Origin of the sequence: Streptomyces sp. NBC_00358 (assembly GCF_036099295.1) — a bacterium.
GTDB lineage: Bacteria > Actinomycetota > Actinomycetes > Streptomycetales > Streptomycetaceae > Streptomyces.
Window position 1 is genome coordinate 1335182 of sequence record NZ_CP107976.1, and the last position, 19372, is coordinate 1354553.

The window sequence follows — 19372 nt, forward strand, 5'->3', positions numbered from 1 at the left end:
ACCGTCACGAGACACCTTCAGCCTGGGGCCTCGGGACGGTCCGCGTCATGGGCCGAGCGGGCCGAAACGTACCCCTTCGGCCCCCGAGCCGGACTCCGGCCCCGTACCTTCGGGCACTGCCTACTTCACCGGCAACGGGACCTGCCAGTCGACCACGGCACCACCGGTGCCGGAACCGGAGACCTCCAGACGCCCGCCGAGCTGCTCGGCCCGCTCGGCCATGTTGCGCAGTCCGCTGCGGCGGCCGTCCGCCGGAATGCCCACGCCGTCGTCGGAGACCTTGAGACGCAGCTCACGGCCGTCGGTCGTCAGCACCACGTCGGCCCGGCCGGCGTGGGCGTGCCGGGCGATGTTGGTCAGAGCCTCGACGAGCACGGCCAGGACATGGCCGGCGATCTCGCGCGGCACGTCGGTGTCGAGCAGACCCTCCATGCGCACGCTGGGCGCGAAGCCCAGTCCCGGCCTGGCCTCGTCGGCCGCCCTGGCGACCTCGGCCCGCAGTCCGCCGCCGGTCGCGTCGTCCTCACGGGTCCGGAGGCCGAAGATGGCCGACCTGATGATCTTGATGGTCTCGTCCAGGTCGTCCACAGCCCGCAGCACCCGCTCGGACGCCTCGGGGTGGGTGATGAACCGGCCCGCGCTCTGCAGCGTCATCCCGGTGGCGAAGAGTCGTTGGATGGCCAGGTCGTGCAGGTCACGGGCGATCCGGTCGCGGTCCTGGAGCACGGCGATCCGCTCGGCGTCCTGCCTCCGTTCGGCCAGTTCCATCGCGATCGCGGCCTGCACGGCGAATCCCTGCAGCATCCCGGTCTCCCTGCCGGAGAAGACCGGTTGACCGGACTCACGGGCCAGCAGCACCACTCCTCGTACGTCACCGGCGCCGGTGCCGATGGGGACCGCCACCGCTGGGCCCAGCCCTTGGAAGCGCGGCGGTTCCGGGGAGATCCGCTCGTCCTGGGTGACGTCGTCGCTGTTGACGGGGGCGGCGGTGGAGAACGCCAGTCCCACCAGGGTTTCCTTCAGCGGCAGCACCAGTCCCCGGTGCTCCTCCGCGTCCACTCCGACGGCGATCTCCACGCTGAGCGACCTGCCGCCCCCGACGGGCATCGCGACCGCCGCCAGGGCCGAGCAGGAGATGTCCCGGGCGTGCTCGGCGATCAGGTTCAGCGTCTCGGCGCGTTCGCTGCCGGACATCAGGCGGTGACTGATCTCCGCGTTGGCCTTCAGCCAGCGTTCGCGGAGTCGGGAGTCCTCGTACAGGCGGGCGTTGTCGATCGCCACGCCGGCTGCGACGGCCAGCGTGGACAGCAACGACTCGTCCTCCCCGTCGAACGGCGCCCCGCCGCGCTTCTCGGTCAGATACAGGTTGCCGAAGACCTCGTCGCGTACGCGGATGGGAACGCCCAGGAATCCGTTCATCGGCGGATGGCCGGCCGGGAAGCCGTATGAGGCCGAGTGCTGCGAGAGCTTCTCCAGACGCAGGGGCTCGGGATGGCGGATCAGCTCACCGAGGATGCCGTGCCCCTCCGGGAGAGAGCCGATGTCGGAGATCTGCTGTTCGCTGAGGCCGATGGTGTGGAACGCCGACAGGCTCGTGCCGTCGGGTCCGATGACACCGAGCGCCGCGTACTGGGCGTCGACCAGCGTCGCAGCCGCCTCGACGATGGAGAGCAGTGCCTGTTCCAGGTCCAGTTCCCGGCCGACGGCGAGGACCGCTTCGAGCAGGCTCTGCACCCGGTCGCGCGTGCTCCGGGCCACGTCCAGCCTGGCCTGCAGCTCCTCCAACAGCTCGTCGGACTTCAGTTGCGGCAGTACTCCGCGGAGCTCGTCCGGGGTTCCCACGCTGTTCCTCCCGGCCTCTCTGTGTGTGTGTCCCGGCCGGCGTACGGTTCCGCCGGTTCCGCGCGCAAGGGGACATCATCACGGTAGCCCGCCCCGACCTGGGCCGGTATCCGGATCCGGGCGCCAGGGCCGGACGTCCCGGGAAAGGGCTGGACGGCCCCTGCCACCGCCGGACGGCGGGGACGCCTCCGCGCCGGGCGTGGCCAGGCCCCGTACGCCTCGGGGGGGCCGCCAGACCGAGAAGGCTGCCCAGTCCTGGGACGACGGACACCTGGCGGCGGCCCCGCCGTGGCGCGGTGCGAGCGAGCGGCCGTCCTCCGCCGCGGAACCCGGCGGCGCGGCGGAGGACTCCCCCACGGCGTGATCCCTCCGTCACGACAGGTCCGGTCGGTCACCGTCCACCGACCGGGCCTACCGCCGCCTGCGGACGATTCGCCGGTGCCGGCTCCGAGGGCCGTCCGGACCGGCGAGGTGACCAACGGCCCACAGAAACAGGTCCGGCGGCGGGAAACCGTTGGAGCCGCGGTACCGATCGACCAGCGAGAACGAGGAGTTGTGCGATGGCGAAGGCATATCTGGTGGGCAGCGGGATCGCGGCCCTGGCCGCGGCGACGTTCCTGATCCGCGACGGCGGCTTCAAGGGTTCCGAGATCCACCTCTTCGAGGAACAACGGAACCTCGGCGGCAGCCTGGACGCGGGCGGCACACCGGACGCGGGCTACACGATGCGCGGCGGGCGCATGTTCGAGGCCGAGTTCCGCTGCACCTACGACCTGCTGTCCGGCATCCCCAGCCTCGACGACCCGGCCGTGTCGGTGACCGAGGAGATCCTGGCCGGACATGAGGACTTCGCCTGGGACGACATCGCCCGGCTCGTCGACGGGGACGGCAGGATCGTCGACACGTCCTCGATGGGATTCTCCGAACATGACCGGCTGGAGCTGGTCCGCTGCCTCGCCACCCCCGAAGCGCACCTGGACGGCAAGCGGATCACCGACTGCTTCGGCGAACACTTCTTCACCACCGCCTTCTGGTTCATGTGGTGCACCACGTTCGCCTTCCAGCCCTGGCACAGCGCGATCGAGTTCCGCCGCTATCTGAGGCGCTTCGTCCACCTGTTCTCCGAGTTCGCCTCCATGTCGGGCATCCACCGGACCCGTTACAACCAGTACGACTCCATCGTCCGGCCCCTGACCGCCTGGCTCCACGAGCGCGGCGTCACCGTGCACACCGGCTGCCACGTCACCGACCTCGGCTTCACCCCTGGCGTCAGGAGCGGCACGGTCGAGACCATCCACCTGAACCGGGGCGGCAACGACGAAACGGTCACCGTCACGCCCGAGGACCTGGTCCTGGTCACCAACGGGTCCATGACCGATGCCTCCAGCCTCGGCTCGCACACCTCCGCGCCCCGGCCGGCTCCGCATCGCTCGGACGCCTGGCTGCTGTGGCACCGACTGGCCCGCGGCCGCGACGACTTCGGCGACCCCGACGTCTTCGACAAGCACGTCAAGGAATCCCGCTGGGAGTCGTTCACGGTCACCGCCAAAGACCCCGCCTTCCTGAAGGCACTCGAAGATTTCAGCGGCCGGCCGACCGGAAGAGGCGGACTGATGACCCTCACCGGGTCCAACTGGCTGCTCACCATCGTCGCCAACCGCCAGCCCGTCTACCGTGACCAGCCGGAGGACGTCGGGGTCTGGTGGGGCTACGGCCTCTTCCCCGGCCGGGCGGGCAACCACACGCCCAAACCGATGACCATGTGCACGGGCCGCGAGATCCTCGACGAGGTCCTGCACCACCTTCCGTTCGACGAGCGGACGGCGGCCCGGATCCGGGAGACCTCCACCGTCGTGCCCTGTGTGATGCCGTACATCACCAGTCAGTTCCTGGCCCGCCGCCGCGACGACCGGCCCCGAGTGGTCCCGAAGGGGTCCGTCAACCTCGCCTTCATCGGGCAGTTCGCCGAGGTGCCCGACGACGTCGTCTTCACCGTCGAGTACTCCGTACGCACCGCCTGGACGGCGGTGGCTCGGCTCCTGAAGCTGGACAAGCAGCCGCCGCGGGTCTACAAGGGCCATCACGACCCCCACGTACTGGCGGCCGCCCTGGAGACCATGCACCGTCGATAGGCGAGGGAGCTACGAGGGCGCTCCGGCGCAGACGGGTGGGCGGGCGCGGCGAAGCTCCACCGGGACCGCCCGTTGTCCGCCGGCCGGTGAGTCATCCATGGGGTACGACGACCACCGGGCAGTGCGCCCGGTGCAGCAGGGTGCGGGCGACCGGACCCAAGCGCGGCCCGAGCACGCTCGTGCGGCGGTGCGCGCCGATGACGACCACGGCAGCCTCCCGGGTCGCCGCCAGCAGTTCGGCCGCGGGAGCGGCGCGGACCGCGCGGATCTCCACCGTGACACCGGGGTACCGGTCCTGAAGTTGTGTGAGGGCGTAACGGGGTACGGCCTCCTCCGCCAGGGCCTCGATGGCCGGCCGTTCCTGGCCGGGACCGGGCGTCGGCACAAGGGAGGGAAGCTCGGGGGTGATGTGCCGATGGCTCCAGGAATGCAGCACACTGAGCCTCGCACCGCGCCGCTCGGCCTCTTGGAAAGCGTAGGCCGCCGCGTGCGTGTCCGTGTCGTCCGCGAGTCCGAGCAGCACGTCCTGCCCGTCGTCGCACGGGTGGTCCCCGCGGACGACCAGGAGCGGTCCTTGCGCGAGCGCGGCCAGCCTCAGACTCACGGAACCGAGCGTCGGACCGGTCAACGCTCCCAAGCCGCGTGTTCCCACGACGATGAGGGCCGCGTCCGCGCTCTCGCGCGCCAGCGAACGCACCACCCCTCCCTCCGCCGCGACGGCCTCCACCGGCAGTTCCGGATACCGCGCACGGGTGCGTGACACGGCATGGCTCAGGACCGGTGCGGCCTCGTCGCGGTCGGGAACCGCGTACAGCACGCGCAGTCCGGTGCCGTGCCGGACGGCCTCGGCGGCGGCCCAGTCCAGGGCCCGTACGGAGATCAGAGACCCGTCCACTCCGACGACTATGTGATGCGAGGTCATGGCTGCACCCGTCCCTTCCCTGGACGACCGATCGACGGAAGCGACGCTCGACGAACGCAGCGGCCTCCGCGAACGATGCTCCTCGCGGGTTGGCGCCTCGGGCAGCGGCCGGGAGAACCCGTGGAGACGCCGAACGGCCCTTGTTTCAAGGGCCGTTCGGTCCGGAAGAGGGAGGGCGGTGAGGTCCTGAGAGTTCCCGGGAGAGACCCGGTTCAGACCACGATGCGGCGTCCGGTGAGGGCATACGGTTCGATCCGCACCCACATGTCGCGCCTGCCACCGGGCCACGGCGCGCTGTACGCCTGCTCCCCGAGCCGGTGCTCTTCATCGGTGTCCGTCACCTCGCGTGCGTACCCGCGCGCCAGCACGCTCCAGCCCTGGCTGAAGGTGTCGTCGACACGGTCGACCTCGAAGGCGACCAGGCTGCCGGACGCCAGCGACGGCGTGGCGCCGCGGGCGGTTCTGAAGACGATCGTGTCATCGACGACGCTGTAGTTGACAGGAACGATCACCGGTCCGAGCTCCGTGGACACCGCGACCCTTCCCACACCGTGCGTCGACAGCAGCTCAGCACACTCGACCCTGCTCAACTCGGTGAATTCGGGAGAGCGCCCGGCCTGTTCACGGCCGGACGGCACATCGGCGTCACCGCCGGTGAGCTCCGAGACCGTGGTCCGCAGGGCTGCCGCCAGCGTGAGCAGTGCGCTTCGGCCGGGCGCGGCGTCAGGGTGCCGTTCCAGGTGCGTCACGTAGCTGGGGGCCATGCCCGCCCGGGCGGCCGTCTCCTCTGTCGTCAGCCCGAGTTGGGCCCGGCGGGCGGCGATTCGGCGGCCCAGGTCACCCGAGGGCAGACCCTTCGTCCCGTTCGTCTGCGTCTGTCCGGTCACGGCTCGTCACGTCCTCTCGTCGGGCCGCCGAATCGGCGACCGCCTTGGGCGACGGCTCGCCGAGACCGCCTTGAGGGCTCCGGTGCCGGCGGTGCGGGCGAGGACGTCGCGGACCTCCTCCCTGCGCTCCGGGGGGAGGTGCGGGTGACCGGCGGCGCGGTGGGCAGCCGGTCGGCGGCGTCCGTGCGCAGCACGACAGGCCCGTCTTCCGAGTACCGAGATGCCTGATACATCCATATTGCCCAGTATTCACCCGGCCCGCTTGGGCCATCCGGCCCTATCACTCCGCGAACGTCCCTTGCCGTCGGTCCGGCGGCGAGGAGGCGGCCCGACAGGCGCAGCCGTCGGACGGCTGGGTTCTCCCCTGCGGCCCCGTGCGCCGTGTCCCGCTCCCCTCAGGGGCAGGAATCCCGGGCAGGGCTCCGGCGGTCTCGCGACCTCTTGGACTGAACGGCCCTTTCCGACGGTTGAGTTGACCCGAGCGGCCCTGCGGTGACACCTGCTCGGCCCATGCCGCGGCACGGCCTCGGCTGTCACCGTCGGAAGTGTCACGACGAGGAGGAGGCGGGCCCATGCCCAGGGTCAGGTACGCGAAGAAGCGGCTGTGGCGGTGGCGCGGCAACCCACTGCGACGACGCGATGACCTCGTCGAGGCCTGGATCGTGCCGGCCGCGTGGACGGTCTTCGCTGTGGGCGGTACCGTCGCCGCGCTGGTGACCGCTCATGGCGCGTACGAGATGTTCGCAGAGCAGCGAGCCGAGCGGCAGTCCGCCCGAGCCACGCTCCTGAACGCGGTTCCCATCAGCACTCCGACGATCGGTGGCACCCCCGATCACAAGGCGGCAGCCGTGCGCTGGACGGCGTCCGACGGCTCCACCCGCACCGGCCGGACCCAGGTGAACACCGGACTCACGGCCGGATCAACGGTAACGGTCTGGCAGGACCGCCGCGGCCGTCTCACTGCCGCACCCCTGAACTCCACCGATGCGGCGATCGAGTCGGGCTTCCTGGGCGCCGCGTCCGCGTCCGCACCTGCCTGACCTTCGATCGTCCGGAGGAGCGCCCGGGAGAGCCATGGCAGGCGAAGATCACCGGCTCGTCGCGGGTGAACAGACATGTGCGAGCGGGACGAGATACGTTCCCGATCCCGGTGCGGGCCTCTGAGCAGTTGCCCGCCTCTGTCACGCCTTCTCCAGTACTACTGTCACGCCTTCTCGGGTACGACCGCGACGGCACAGGCGGCGTGGTGCAGCACCCCGTGGGCGACACGCCCCAGTTGGAGCCCGAGGTGTCCCGTGTCGCGGCGCGCCCCGACCACCAACAGGTCGGCTGCGTCGGACGCGTCCAGCAGGACCCTGCGGGCCGGACCCTCGACCGTGCGCCGGCGCAGGTCCACATCCGCGGGTACGTCTTCCAGGGCCTTCTCCAGGACCTCGCCGGCATGCAACTCGTGCAGGCGCGCGGGTTCCCCGGCGAGCAGGGGGTGGTCGGTGGTCTCGTGCGCCGGGCACCGCCAAGCCCGTACGGCGTCCAGGGGCGCGTGGCGCAGCTTCGCCTCCTGAACAGCGAAGTTCAGGGCGGCGGAGTCCGTCGTGCTCTCCCCGATGCCCACGACGACGCGACCGTGCGTCCGGGCGCGGGCCTGGTTGTCGTGGCTGCCGCGGAGCACGATCACCGGGCAGTCCGCACGGGCGGCGACCGTCAGGCTGACCGATCCGAGCAGCATCTCGACGATGCCGCTGCGGCCGCGGGTGCCGAGCACCAGCGCGGCGGCCTCGCGTCCCTCGCGGACCAGCGCGTACTCGGGCTCCTCCGGCAGTACGTCGGTGGAGATCTTCAACTCGGCCCGGCGCGAGCCGGCACGCTGTGCGGCGGTCCGTACGATGCTCTCGGCCGTGACCTGTTCGGACGGCTTGGCGAGGTCCTGTGCGAGCGCGGCGCCCTCGTAGCGCTCCCAGAGGGAGGCGTACACCAGCCGCAGTGGTGCCCCGCGCAGGGCGGCCTCGTCGGCCGCCCAGTCGACGGCTCGCAGGCTGGGTTCGGATCCGTCGACGCCGACGACGATCGGGAGAGCCATCGGTCTCACCGTCCCGCGCCGAGAACGAGGACGATCCGGGCCTCGCCCTCGACGCGCGGCACCTCGCCGGTCGAGTCGTCGACGGTTGCGACGGGGCGGGCCTCGTGGATGGCCAGGGGTTCACCTGGCGCTCGTACGACCACTGTCTTCATGGGTCTCTTCTCCTCGGGCTCGGTCAGCTGTGCGGGACGACGGCGACGGGGGCGGTGGAGTGATGCAGGACGGAGTGCGTGACGTGTCCGATGTGGGCGCCGAGGGAGCTGCGCCGGATGCGCTGGCCCACGACGACGAGCGAGGCCTCGCGCGAAGCGTCCACGACGAGTGCGGCCGCGCTGCCGTAGCGGGAATCCTCGACGGCCTCCACGTCCGGGAACTTCTTCCGCCATGGGCCCAGCACTTCGGCCACGGCTTCGGACGCGCTCAAGGACAGCGCCTCGTGCAGGGCGGGATTGACGGGCGTGCCGTACGCGTAATAGGGCGGCGGGTACCAGCCGTGGACGACCCGCAAGGACGTCGCACGGCGCTTGGCGGCGTCGAACGCGAACTCGATCAGCGTCTCGTCGGGGTGCTCGACGTCGAGTCCGAGAACCACGGGCCGGAACGGCGTAGCGACGGACGGAGCACCCCCCGGGGCCAGTTCGTGCTCGTCCGCGGCTGTCTCCCGTGCCCGGATCATCACGACCGGGCGGTCCGCCTGAGCGACGGCGGACAGCCCGGCCGATCCGACCATGAACCCGCCGATCCCGCCGAGGCCGCGCGAGCCCAGGACGAGCAGTTCGGCGCTCTTCGCCACCTCCGCCAGTGCGTCACCCGGGTGACCGGAGAGCTGCTCCGTGCGCACCTCGACGCCGGGGTGACGCAGCCGGACCCCCTCCGCGGCCTCCTGGGGAATCCTCCCCCCGCCTCCGGCCGGGGGTACCCCCATCCCGCTTCGCCCGGTCCGGTGCCGCTGGGTCTCGGCCCCCAGGAGCGGGGCCTGAACCATGGGCTCCGGCACCGGCTCCCACACGTGCGCGATCTTCAGCGGCAGGCCGCGCAGTTCCGCCTCCCGGGCCGCCCATTCGGCGGCGGCCCGGCTCTCCTGCGAGCCGTCGAGACCTACGGTGATGGTGCGGAGCATGATCTCTGCCTCCTGGGGCTGGGGACGGGACTCCGGAGTCGGTTTCGAGGGGTTCCCAGTGCGGGGGCCGCGGCTCCCGAATCCGGGCCGCCCGGCTCCCCGCACGGCGGGGCGTGGTGGACCGGGTGATCGGTCCACGTCGGCGTGGGTCCTCAGCGCAGCCAGCTGTGGTCGCGGACGAAGGGCAGCCCGGCCCAGAGCCTGCCCGCGCCAAGGGTGTCGCCGGCGGCGACGGCGGCCAGGACGATCAGGGCGACGGCGTAGATCACGTGGTAGTCGACGAACGGGTTCGTCGACATGCTCGGCGTGCCGTCCGAGAGGTGCTTGACCGGCGGCCACTCTGCGATCCACATCAGCGCCATCATCGAGGTGCCGGCGACGGCGGCGATACGCAGCGCGACACCGCCGACCAGGGCGAGGCCGATACCGAGGAGCCCGAGCATGAACAGCCAGTCGGCCCACGGGTCACCGGCCCAGGAGTGGAAGGCCGACTCCATCGGCCCGGCGGCGACGGAGCCGAGGAAGCCCTTCGTCGGCGAGCCGCCGTCGGTCCACCCCTTGCCGGAGGGCGTGGCGTAGCCGAACCCGAAGGTCTTGTCGAGGAAGGCCCACAGGAAGACGAACCCCGTGAGCAGGCGCAGGGACGCGAAGGCGTAGGCACGCGCTGAGTGCGTCGCGGCGTCTGCCGACACGGCCGGCCCGGATGCGGGAGCGGTCCGGTTCCTGCGGAACGACGGCAGGTGGAAGCCGGAGCTCCGGTGAGGCTGCTCGTGCACGGCCATGGTCGGGATTCCCTTCGAGGGCGGTCGGGTCGGTGTCTGACACCCCTCACCCTGGCCCTGTCCGCCGGTCGGCGACCGATGCCGAAGGTCCGCGACCGGGGGCCGAACGGCCCTCTTTTCAAAGGCTGTTGGAAGTTGTGACGCACGGATGACGTTGGGGGTGGTGCCGCGCCTGCCGGTCAGCCGGCCGCGAGGTCGGGGCGGATCAGGGTGCCCGACCGGCCGTGCACGATCTCGTACGCCGCGTCCAGGGCTCCGATGGCGGCGAGGCCTCCGGTCCGTTCCACGAATCGAGCGGCCGCCTCGGCCTTCGGCCCCATCGAGCCCTCCGGGAGACCCTTGCGGCGCAGCTCCGCCGGGGTGGCGTCGAGCACGGGTCGCTGGTCAGGGATCCCGAAGTCCTCGTAGACGCACGGGACGTCGGTGAGGATGAGCAGGAAGTCGGCCTTGAGGTCCTCGGCGAGCAGGGCCGCGGTCAGGTCCTTGTCGACGACGGCCTCCACGCCGGTCAGCGCGCCGGTGTCGTGGTCCGCGGTGACGGGTACTCCTCCGCCGCCTGCGCAGATCACGAGGGTGCCGCGGTTCAGCAGCTCGTGGACGGTGTCGGTCTCCACGATCCGTTCCGGCACCGGGGAGGGGACGACGCGGCGCCACCCGGTGGTGTCCCGCGCGATGTGCCAGCCTCGCTCGCGGGCGAGGGAGCCCGCCACCTCCCGGGGGTAGACCTGGCCGACGAACTTGGTCGGCCGTGCGAACGCCGGATCGTCGGACCGTACGAGGGTGTGGGTGACGAGAGTGGCGATGTGGCGGTCCGGGAGAGCGGCGCGCAGTGTGCAGGCCAGCAGGGAGCCGATCATGCCCTGGGTCTGGGCGCCGAGCAGATGGAGCGGGTAGGGGGCGGTGAGTGCCGGGTCGCTCGCGCTCTCCACGGCGAGCAGGCCGATCTGGGGGCCGTTGCCGTGGGTGATCACGAGCTCGTGCTCGTGGGCCAGCGCCGCGAGGGCGGTGGCGACGCGGTCGATGTTGGCCTGCTGGACCGCGGCGTCAGGCCGTTCACCGCGGTGGAGGAGGGCGTTGCCGCCGAGGGCGACGACGATACGCATGGCTTCAGTCCTTCGGGGTGGCGACGAGCACGGCCTTGTCGGTGCGCAGCCGGCTCTCGGTCTGGTCGAAGACGATCGATTCGGTGCGAGTCCCGATTCGTGTCGGAGCGGGCTGAACGGCGCCCTCCGGAGATCCCTCAGCGCCCGGACTCCGGACGGATCCGAGGTGCGGTGGCCGGCGACCGTACCCGGCTCTCAGCCATCAACTCTCAGTAGGCGGACAGGCCGCGGGCCCTGAACTGTTCGCGGACCCGTTCGGTCAGGGCGGGTTCGGGAACCGGGTTGTCCCGCAGGGGGAAGGGGATGCCGAGGGTCTCGTACTTGGAGGCGCCCAGTTCGTGGAAGGGCAGGACGTCCACGCGGTCGACGTTGGTGAGGCCGGAGAGGAAGCGGGCGAGTCCGTCGATGGGTTCAGGGGCGTCGGTCCGGCCGGGAACGAGGACGTAGCGGATCCACACCGGGATGCCGAGACGGTCGAGGCGGGTGGCGAAGTTGAGTGTGGGGGCGAGTTCGCCCCCCGTCAGTTCGCGATAGGCGGCGACGTCGAAGGACTTGATGTCGAGCAGCACCAGGTCGGTGTCGGCGAGGAGCCGGTCGGTGGCACGGGAGCCGAGGAAACCGGAGGTGTCCAGGGCGGTGTGCAGTCCGGCTTCCTTGCACCTGCGCAGCAGGGCCGCGGTGAAGGCGGGCTGGAGGAGGGGCTCGCCACCGGTGATGGTCACGCCTCCCCCAGCGGTGGTGACGAACGGGCGGTACTTCTCGATCTCCGCCATCACCTCGTCGACGGTGGCCTCCTTCCCGTCGCGCATGTGCCAGGTGTCGGGGTTGGCGCAGTAGAGACAGCGCAGGGGGCAGCCGTTGACGAAGAGGACGAACCGGGTCCCCGGACCGTCCACGCCGGTGGACAGGTCCCAGGAGTGGATCCGGCCCGTCGTCATGGTCCTCACAGCGTTCCGTGGAAGGTGCGGCTGATCACGTCGAGCTGCTGTTCACGGGTCAGGCGGACGAAGTTGACCGCGTAGCCGGAGACCCGGATGGTCAACTCCGGATACTTGTCCGGGTGTTCCATGGCGTCCTCCAGGGTGGCCCGGTCCAGGACGTTGACGTTCATGTGGAAGCCGCCGGAGGCCGTGTACGCGTCGAGGATGCCGACCAGGTGGCCGACCCGCTCGCCGGGCACGTGTCCGAGGCCCTCGGGGGTGATCGTCGTCGTCAGCGAGATGCCGTCGCGGGCGTGCTCGTAGGGCAGTTTGGCGACGGAGAGCGCGGAGGCGGCCACCCCGTGCCGGTCGCGGCCGTTCATCGGGTTGGCGCCGGGGGCGAAGGGCTGTCCGGCGCGGCGGCCGTCGGGGGTGTTGCCGGTGTGCTTGCCGTAGACGACGTTCGAGGTGATCGTCAGGACCGACTGGGTGTGTTCGGCGTCCCGGTAGGTGGGGTATTCGCGCACCTTGGTCATGAACGAGTCCACCAGGCCGACGGCGATGGTGTCCGCCCGGTCGTCGTTGTTCCCGTAGGCCGGGTAGTCGCCCTCGATCTCGTAGTCCACGGCCAGCCCCGTCTCGTCCCGGATCACCTTGACCCGGGCGTACTTGACGGCGGACAGGCTGTCGGTGGCGACGGAGAGGCCGGCGATGCCGCAGGCCATGAAGCGGTGCACGGGATGGTCGTGGAGCGCCATCTCGACGCGCTCGTAGGCGTACTTGTCGTGCATGTAGTGGATGACGTTGAGCGCGTTGACGTACGTCTCCGCCAGCCAGTCCAGCATCCCGTCGTACGCCTTCGACAACTCCTCGTACTCCAGGTACTCACCGGTCAGGGGCGGTGTCTCGGGGGCGATCCGCTCGCCGCTGATCTCGTCCCGGCCGCCGTTGACCGCGTACAGGAGGGCCTTGGCGAGGTTGACCCGCGCCCCGAAGAACTGCATCTGCCGGCCGACGGCCATCGCGGAGACACAACAGGCGATCGCGGTGTCGTCGCCGGTGCGGGGACGCATCAGTTCGTCGGACTCGTACTGGACGGCGCTGGTGTCGATGGAGACCTTGGCGCAGAACTCCTTGAATCCGGACGGCAGTTGCGGCGACCAGAGCACGGTGAGGTTCGGCTCGGGTGCCGGACCCAGGTTGTAGAGGGTCTGCAGGAAGCGGAACGAGGTGCGGGTGACCAGCGGGCGGCCGTCCTCGCCGATGCCGCCGATGGATTCCGTGACCCAGGTCGGGTCACCGGAGAACAGCGCGTCGTACTCGGGGGTGCGCAGGAACCGTACGATGCGCAGCTTGATCACGAAGTCGTCGATCAGTTCCTGGGCACGGGTCTCGTCGAGAGCACCGGCCGCCAGATCGCGCTGGAGGTACACGTCCAGGAAGGTCGACGTGCGGCCCAGCGACATCGCCGCGCCGTTCTGCTCCTTCACGGCGGCGAGATAGCCCAGGTAGAGCCACTGCACGGCCTCCTGGGCGGTGCCGGCGGGGCGCGAGACGTCACAGCCGTAGGTCGCGGCCATCCGGGTCAGCTCGTCCAACGCCCGCATCTGCTCGGCGAGTTCCTCGCGGTCTCGGATGATGTGCTCGGCCGAGGGCGCGGAGTCGAGTTCGGCGCGCTCCGCCCTCTTGGCGGCGATGAGCCGGTCCGTGCCGTACAGCGCCACCCGCCGGTAGTCGCCGATGATCCGGCCGCGGCCGTACGCGTCGGGCAGCCCCGTGATGATGCCGGCCTTGCGGGCGGCACGCATGGCGGGGGTGTACGCGTCGAAGACGCCGTCGTTGTGGGTCTTGCGGTAGGTCCCGAAGACGCGGGTGACGAAGTCGTCGGGCTCGTAGCCGTACGCCTTCAGTCCGCTCTCGACCATCCGCAGACCGCCGTTGGGCATGATGGCGCGCTTGAGCGGCGCGTCGGTCTGCAGGCCGACGATCAACTCCCGCTCGCGGTCGATGTATCCGGGCGCGTGCGAGGTGATCGTCGAAGGGGTCGCGGTGTCGACGTCGAGGATTCCCCTGCGCCGCTCCTCCGGGAAGAGCGCGCCGACCGTGCCCCAGACGGCCCGGGTGCGCTCCGTGGGGCCGGTCAGGAAGGCCGCGTCTCCTTCGCAGGGCGTGTAGTTGGCCTGGATGAAGTCACGGACGTCGATGTGCTCGCGCCACGCCGTCCCGGCGAAGCCGTGCCACGCCTCGCCCGTCCGGCCTCCAGCCGTCACCGTTGTGGTCATCGCCGGTCTCCCCTCACGCTGCTCGGAATGTCCTGCACTGTCGATACTTGTCGTTCGGGGTGACCTCGACGAGGGCCGGACGGTACCGGGCGGGACGCCGAACGCCCTCGTCCGTGGGCCTTTCGGCCCACCCCGCGATCGCGGAGCCGCCGATGGAGCGGGCCAGGTCCGAGTCCGCCGACGTACGCAGTACGACGGCGGACTCGGCGTCGAGACAGAAATTGACCGGCAGGACGGCGGGCAGGGCGTCCCGGGTGTGGACGACCCTGCCGACGGGCGCGTCACCGAGCCGGTCCAGGCATTCCTGCCGGCCGAGTTCACGAAATCCGTCGTCGGGATTCATCAGCGCAGTCAACTCGGAGTCTGCGCGCGGTGCCTGGATCAGCGCACCGCGATCCGGCGCCCGCTGATCCGGCCCCCGTTCAGGGCGTCCTGACCGTCAGAACGTCGTGCTGCGGTTCGCCGAGGACCACCTTGAGCGCGCCCGTGTCGGCGGCCCGCGCGAAGACGTCGTACGCCTCCTCCATGCGGTCCAGCGGGAACGTGTGGGTGACGAGGGAGGCGGCCGGGAGCCGGCCCGCGGCCATCATGCGCAGCAGGGTGGGTGTGGAGTGCGTGTCGACCAGCCCGGTGGTGATCGTCACGTTCTTGATCCACAGATTTTCGAGGTGCAGGGTCGCGGGCTTGCCGTGCACGCCGACGTTGGCGACGTGTCCGCCGGGCCGCACCATGCGCGTGCACGTCTCGAAGCTCTCCGGGACACCGACCGCTTCGATGACGACGTCGGCGCCGAGGCCGTCGGTGAGGTCGGAGACGAGTTGCTCGGCCTCTTCGCCCGCCGTCGCGACGGCGTCGGCGCCGAGGCGCTTGGCGGCGTCGAGACGGGCCGGAGCGAGGTCCACGGCAATGATCTTCTCGGGCGAGAAGAACCCCGCCGTCGCGATCGCGGCGAGCCCGACGGGCCCCGCTCCTACGACGACGACGGTGTCTCCGGGACGTACCCGTCCGTTGAGCACGCCGACCTCGTAGGCGGTGGGGAAGATGTCGGCCAGCAGGACCGCGTCCTTGCTGTCCACGGCCCCGGGCAGGAGATGGGTGGACAGGTCGGCGTGCGGGACGCGGACGTATTCGGCCTGGGTGCCGTTGATCAGGTGGCCGAGGATCCAGCCACCGTCGGCACGGCACTGGCCGTAGGCGCCCTCCCGGCAGAAGCGGCAGCGGCCGCACGCCGTGATGCAGGAGACCAGGACGCGATCGCCCGGTCGGACCGTACGGACATCGCCGCCGACCTCGACGATCTCACCGACGGCCTCGTGGCCGAGGACCGTGCCGGGGGCTACCTCCGGCACGTCGCCCTTGAGGATGTGCAGGTCGGTGCCGCAGATGGTGACGGTGTCGACCCGGACAACGGCGTCGGTGGCCTCCTGGATACCGGGATCGGCCACGCTCTCCCACGCGGACTCTCCCGGACCGTGGAACACGAGTGCCTTCATGACAATCCCTTCACGTCGTGACGTGACCTGGTGGTTCCAGCCTGACCGGCGCGGATGCCGCCCGCATGGGCCGGTCGGTCCCCACCCCGGGACCGGGCGGCCCCTGCCGGCTCGCCGCCCGCGCTCTCGGACACGGCGACCGCGGACACACCGCGCTCGCAGGCAAACCACCCACCGGCCGCGTCCCCAGCCTCAGAGGGCGATGCTTCTAGGTCGCGGCCGAAGCGGCGTCCCCGCCGTCGGCGAGCGAGGCCCGGCCCGCTTCCAGGCGGGCGGCCGGGACGCGGAACGGCGAACAGGAGACGTAGTCGAGGCCGATGTCGTGGAAGAAGTGGATGGAGTCGGGGTCGCCGCCGTGTTCGCCGCAGACGCCGATCTTCAGACCCGGGTGGGCGGCGCGGCCCTCCTCGGCGGCGATGCGCACCAGCCGTCCGACGCCTTCGCGGTCGAGGGTCTCGAAGGGGGAGACCGCGAAGACGCCCTGGGCCAGATAGGCCGGGAAGAAGGACGCCTCGACGTCGTCGCGGGACAGGCCCCAGGCCGTCTGGGTCAGGTCGTTGGTGCCGAAGGAGAAGAAGTCGGCGGCCTCGGCGATCCGGCCCGCGGTCAGCGCGGCCCGGGGCAGCTCGATCATCGTGCCGATCGGGCAGTCGACGGTGATCCCGGACTCCTGTGAGACGTCGGCGAGGACGCGCTCCGCCGTGGCACGGACGATCCGCAGTTCCTCGACGGTGCCGACCAGGGGGACCATGATCTCCGCCCGGGGGTCTCCCCCTGCGCGCAGCCGTCCGGCCACGGCCTCGGCGATCGCCCGTACCTGCATGTCGACGAGACCGGGGACGACGAGCCCCAGGCGGACGCCGCGCAGTCCGAGCATGGGGTTGGACTCGTGCATGCGCTCGACGGCGGCGAGCAGGCGGCGGTCGTGCTCGGTGGGCCGGGTGGCGACGCGAACAGCCAGTTCGGTGCGGTCGGGCAGGAACTCGTGCAGCGGCGGGTCGATGAGGCGGATCGTCACCGGGAGTCCGTCCATCGCGGCGAGGATTCCGGTGAAGTCGGCCCGCTGGAGGGGCAGGAGGGCGTCCAGGGCGGCGGCCCGTCCGGTCTCGTCCTCGGCGAGGATCATCGCCTCGACGAGACTCCGGCGCTCGCCGAGGAACATGTGCTCGGTGCGGCACAGCCCGATGCCCTGGGCGCCGTAGCGGCGGGCGCGGGCCGCGTCCTCGGGGGTGTCCGCGTTGGCGCGCACCTCCAAGTGCCGTACGGAGTCGGCGTGCTGGAGGGTGCGGGCGACCGCGTCGGTCAGTGCGCCGTCGCCCTCTCCGGTGTCGAGGAAGTGCCCGACCGGGGAGTCGGTCAGGGGCAGGGCGCCGAGGTGGACGGTGCCCGCCGTACCGTCCACGGAGATCACGGTGCCCTCGGTGAGCACGGTCCCGTCGGGTGCGGTGAGGGTGCGGGAGGTGACGTCCACCGTCAGTTCCTCGGCACCGCACACACAGACCTTGCCCATCCCGCGGGCGACGACGGCCGCGTGGCTGGTCTTGCCGCCCCGGCTGGTCAGCACGGCCTCGGCCGCCACCATCCCGGGCAGGTCGTCGGGCGTCGTCTCGCGCCGTACGAGGACGACGTGCTCCCCCGCGTCCGCGCGCCGTACGGCCTCCGCCGAGTCGAAGACGATCGCGCCGACCGCCGCGCCGGGCGAGGCGGGGACACCGTGCGCCAGCGGCGCGGCCTCGGCATGCGCCTCGAACCCGGGGAACATCAGCCGGGCCAGTTGCGCCCCACCGACCCGGGCGAGCGCTTCGTCCTCGTCGATCAGCTTCTCGTCGACGAGCGCCTCCGCGATCCGGAAGGCGGCCTCGGCGGTGCGCTTGCCGACCCTGGTCTGGAGCATCCAGAGCCTGCCGCGCTCGACGGTGAACTCGATGTCGCACAGGTCGCGGTAGTGGTGCTCCAAGGTCGCCATGTGCCGCAGGAGTTGACGGTAGGAGGCCGGGTCGAGGCGTGCCAGTTCGGCGAGCGGGACGGCGTTGCGGATGCCGGCGACGACGTCCTCGCCCTGGGCGTCGGGAAGGTAGTCGCCGTAGACGCCCCGGGCACCGGTGGCCGGGTCACGGGTGAAGGCGACGCCCGTGCCGGAGTCCGGGCCGAGATTGCCGAGGACCATCACCTGGATGTTGACGGCGGTCCCGAGGTCGTCGGGGATGTGCTCACGACGGCGGTAGAGGCGGGCGCGCTCGCCGTTCCAGGAGTCGAAGACGGCACGGATCGCCCGCTGGAGCTGTTCGGCCGGGTCCTGTGGGAACTCCTCGCCGGTCGTGTCGCGGATGATCTGCTTGAAGTGCTCGACGAGCGCCACGGGCCCGTCCCCGGCAGCGTGCCGGCCGAAGCGTTCCGGTGCGATGCCGAGCACCGTGCGACCGTACATCTGGAGGAGTCTGCGGTAGGAGTCCCACGCGACGTGCTCGCTGCCGGTGATCTTGGCGAGGCCGAGGACGGACTCGTCCCCGAGACCTACGTCGAGGATGGTCTCCATCATCCCGGGCATCGAGAACTTGCTGCCCGAACGGACCGAGAGCAGCAGCGGGTTGTCCCGTCCGCCGAGTTCGCGACCGGTAGTCCGCTCCAACTCGGCGAGCGCGTGGACGACTTGTGCGCCCAGCTCGCCCGGTTCCTCGCCGGTGGCCAGGTATTCGCGGCACGCGGCGGTGGTGACGGTGAAGCCGGGCGGGACGGGAAGTCCCAGCCGGGTCATCTCCGCGAGGTTGGCTCCCTTGCCGCCGAGCAGGTCCGCCATGTCACGGCCCCCGTCCGCGAATTCGTACACGTATCGGGTCATGTCCTTCACCCTTCGGGTGTGTTCAGGCGTGCGGAACGACGGCGACGGAACAGTCGGCGTGGTGCAGCACCGCGTGGGCGACCGATCCGAGGCAGGTGCCGAAGCGGGTCTCGCGTTCCCGGCGTCGCACCACGATCAGTGCGGCACCCGCGGAGGGCTTCACGGGCCGCCCGGTGCGCCGCGGCCGGACTCTCCGGGGACCCGTCGATCCCCGCCACGACCGGTCGAAGCATGATCCGCACCTCCAGCGTCGTGCGCTCGGCGGAGACTCCACGGGCCGGGCGACGGTCACCGCCGACCGCGGAATCCCTTGTCCCATCGAGCCTGGTACCGGGCGAGGCGCTCGCGCAGGGGCCGGGCAGTACCTTCCGCCGGGCCGGTCGGCCCCGGCCGATGGCATGCGGCCCCCGGCGGGGGCCGGGTGGCCCATGGCGGCGGGCGGGACACGGGCGGAGATTGGGGGTGGGAGGATCACGCGCCAGGAAGAGGCAGGATCATGAACGCTTCCACCACATCCACCATGGTGCGGGCGCTGCCCGCCGACCACCGGGAACGGCTGATGCAGGTGGCCCGCGAGGTGTCGTTCCCCGCAGGCACCCGGCTGTTCGAGGAGGGCCACCACGCGGACCGGTTCTGGATCGTCCGGACCGGCACGGTGGCCCTGGACCTGCGGGTGCCGGGCCGCCGCGCGGCCGTCGTCGAGATCCTCGGACACAACGAACTCGTCGGCTGGTCCTGGCTGTTCCACCCGCACACCTGGCACCTGGGCGCCAAGGCGACGAGCCCGGTGCGCGCCTACGAGTTCGACGCCGAGACGGTCCTGGCCATGTGCCGGGCCGATCCCGAACTGGGGATGGCCGTGACCCGGTGGACCGGCGAGATCGTCGCCCACCGGCTCCAGTCCACCCGGACCCGGCTGCTCGACCTGTACGCCCCCTACGGCAGCGGCGACCCCCGCTGACCGACGTATCCG

Annotated in this window: 16 protein-coding genes and 1 pseudogene; 3 read left to right on the plus strand and 14 right to left on the minus strand. The window is 71.2% G+C overall.

What is annotated here, in order from left to right; translation table 11 throughout:
- Positions 1 to 120 precede the first annotated feature (120 nt).
- Positions 121 to 1842, minus strand: coding sequence for a sensor histidine kinase (locus tag OHT01_RS05610; protein WP_328552002.1), 1722 nt, complete (start codon positions 1840 to 1842; stop codon positions 121 to 123).
- A gap of 296 nt (positions 1843 to 2138) precedes the next feature.
- Here OHT01_RS05610 and OHT01_RS05615 point away from each other — a divergent pair, with 296 nt between their 5' ends.
- A complete protein-coding gene (locus OHT01_RS05615; RefSeq protein ID WP_328552003.1) occupies positions 2139 to 3974 on the plus strand; it encodes an oleate hydratase in 1836 nt (611 codons plus the stop codon).
- A 91-nt stretch (positions 3975 to 4065) separates the two neighbouring features.
- Here the strand turns inward: OHT01_RS05615 and OHT01_RS05620 are convergent, their stop codons facing one another.
- Positions 4066 to 4896, minus strand: a complete 831-nt coding sequence (locus tag OHT01_RS05620; RefSeq protein WP_328552004.1) for a universal stress protein — start codon at positions 4894 to 4896, stop codon at positions 4066 to 4068.
- 212 nt (positions 4897 to 5108) lie between these two features.
- Positions 5109 to 5783 (minus strand): helix-turn-helix domain-containing protein, encoded by a 675-nt coding sequence (locus OHT01_RS05625; RefSeq protein WP_328552005.1) that lies wholly within the window; start codon positions 5781 to 5783, stop codon positions 5109 to 5111.
- A gap of 572 nt (positions 5784 to 6355) precedes the next feature.
- Here OHT01_RS05625 and OHT01_RS05630 point away from each other — a divergent pair.
- Positions 6356 to 6823, plus strand: a complete 468-nt coding sequence (locus OHT01_RS05630) for an Rv1733c family protein (RefSeq protein ID WP_328552006.1) — start codon at positions 6356 to 6358, stop codon at positions 6821 to 6823.
- Positions 6824 to 6987: 164 nt separating this feature from the next.
- Here OHT01_RS05630 and OHT01_RS05635 read toward each other — a convergent pair whose 3' ends face one another.
- The 11 genes and pseudogenes from OHT01_RS05635 to OHT01_RS05685 form a co-directional block, all read right to left on the minus strand.
- Positions 6988 to 7860, minus strand: a complete 873-nt coding sequence (locus tag OHT01_RS05635) for a universal stress protein (protein ID WP_328552007.1) — start codon at positions 7858 to 7860, stop codon at positions 6988 to 6990.
- A 5-nt stretch (positions 7861 to 7865) separates the two neighbouring features.
- Positions 7866 to 8012, minus strand: coding sequence for a hypothetical protein (locus OHT01_RS05640; RefSeq protein WP_328552008.1), 147 nt, complete (start codon positions 8010 to 8012; stop codon positions 7866 to 7868).
- Between the two features lie 23 nt (positions 8013 to 8035).
- Positions 8036 to 8980: a universal stress protein gene (locus OHT01_RS05645; protein ID WP_328552009.1), complete on the minus strand. Its 945-nt coding sequence runs from the start codon at positions 8978 to 8980 to the stop codon at positions 8036 to 8038.
- 152 nt (positions 8981 to 9132) lie between these two features.
- On the minus strand, positions 9133 to 9762 hold the full coding sequence (locus OHT01_RS05650; protein ID WP_328552010.1) for a hypothetical protein: 630 nt from the start codon (positions 9760 to 9762) through the stop codon (positions 9133 to 9135).
- Between the two features lie 179 nt (positions 9763 to 9941).
- A complete protein-coding gene (locus OHT01_RS05655; RefSeq protein ID WP_328552011.1) occupies positions 9942 to 10865 on the minus strand; it encodes a carbamate kinase in 924 nt (307 codons plus the stop codon).
- Positions 10866 to 11074: 209 nt separating this feature from the next.
- Positions 11075 to 11803, minus strand: a complete 729-nt coding sequence (gene pflA / locus OHT01_RS05660) for a pyruvate formate-lyase-activating protein (RefSeq protein ID WP_328552012.1) — start codon at positions 11801 to 11803, stop codon at positions 11075 to 11077.
- A gap of 5 nt (positions 11804 to 11808) precedes the next feature.
- Entirely contained in the window at positions 11809 to 14067 is a 2259-nt protein-coding gene (gene pflB / locus OHT01_RS05665; protein ID WP_328552013.1) for a formate C-acetyltransferase, read from the minus strand.
- Between the two features lie 133 nt (positions 14068 to 14200).
- Positions 14201 to 14410 (minus strand): annotated as a pseudogene (locus tag OHT01_RS05670) (pyridoxamine 5'-phosphate oxidase family protein); the annotation flags it as partial.
- 79 nt (positions 14411 to 14489) lie between these two features.
- Positions 14490 to 15560, minus strand: a complete 1071-nt coding sequence (locus OHT01_RS05675; RefSeq protein ID WP_328552014.1) for a zinc-dependent alcohol dehydrogenase family protein — start codon at positions 15558 to 15560, stop codon at positions 14490 to 14492.
- 208 nt (positions 15561 to 15768) lie between these two features.
- Positions 15769 to 18399, minus strand: a complete 2631-nt coding sequence (gene ppdK, locus OHT01_RS05680) for a pyruvate, phosphate dikinase (protein ID WP_328552015.1) — start codon at positions 18397 to 18399, stop codon at positions 15769 to 15771.
- 22 nt (positions 18400 to 18421) lie between these two features.
- A complete protein-coding gene (locus OHT01_RS05685; protein ID WP_405915347.1) occupies positions 18422 to 18562 on the minus strand; it encodes a universal stress protein in 141 nt (46 codons plus the stop codon).
- A 333-nt stretch (positions 18563 to 18895) separates the two neighbouring features.
- On the opposite strand from OHT01_RS05685, the gene OHT01_RS05690 reads away from it, so the two are divergent.
- On the plus strand, positions 18896 to 19360 hold the full coding sequence (locus OHT01_RS05690) for a Crp/Fnr family transcriptional regulator (RefSeq protein ID WP_328552016.1): 465 nt from the start codon (positions 18896 to 18898) through the stop codon (positions 19358 to 19360).
- Positions 19361 to 19372 lie beyond the last annotated feature (12 nt).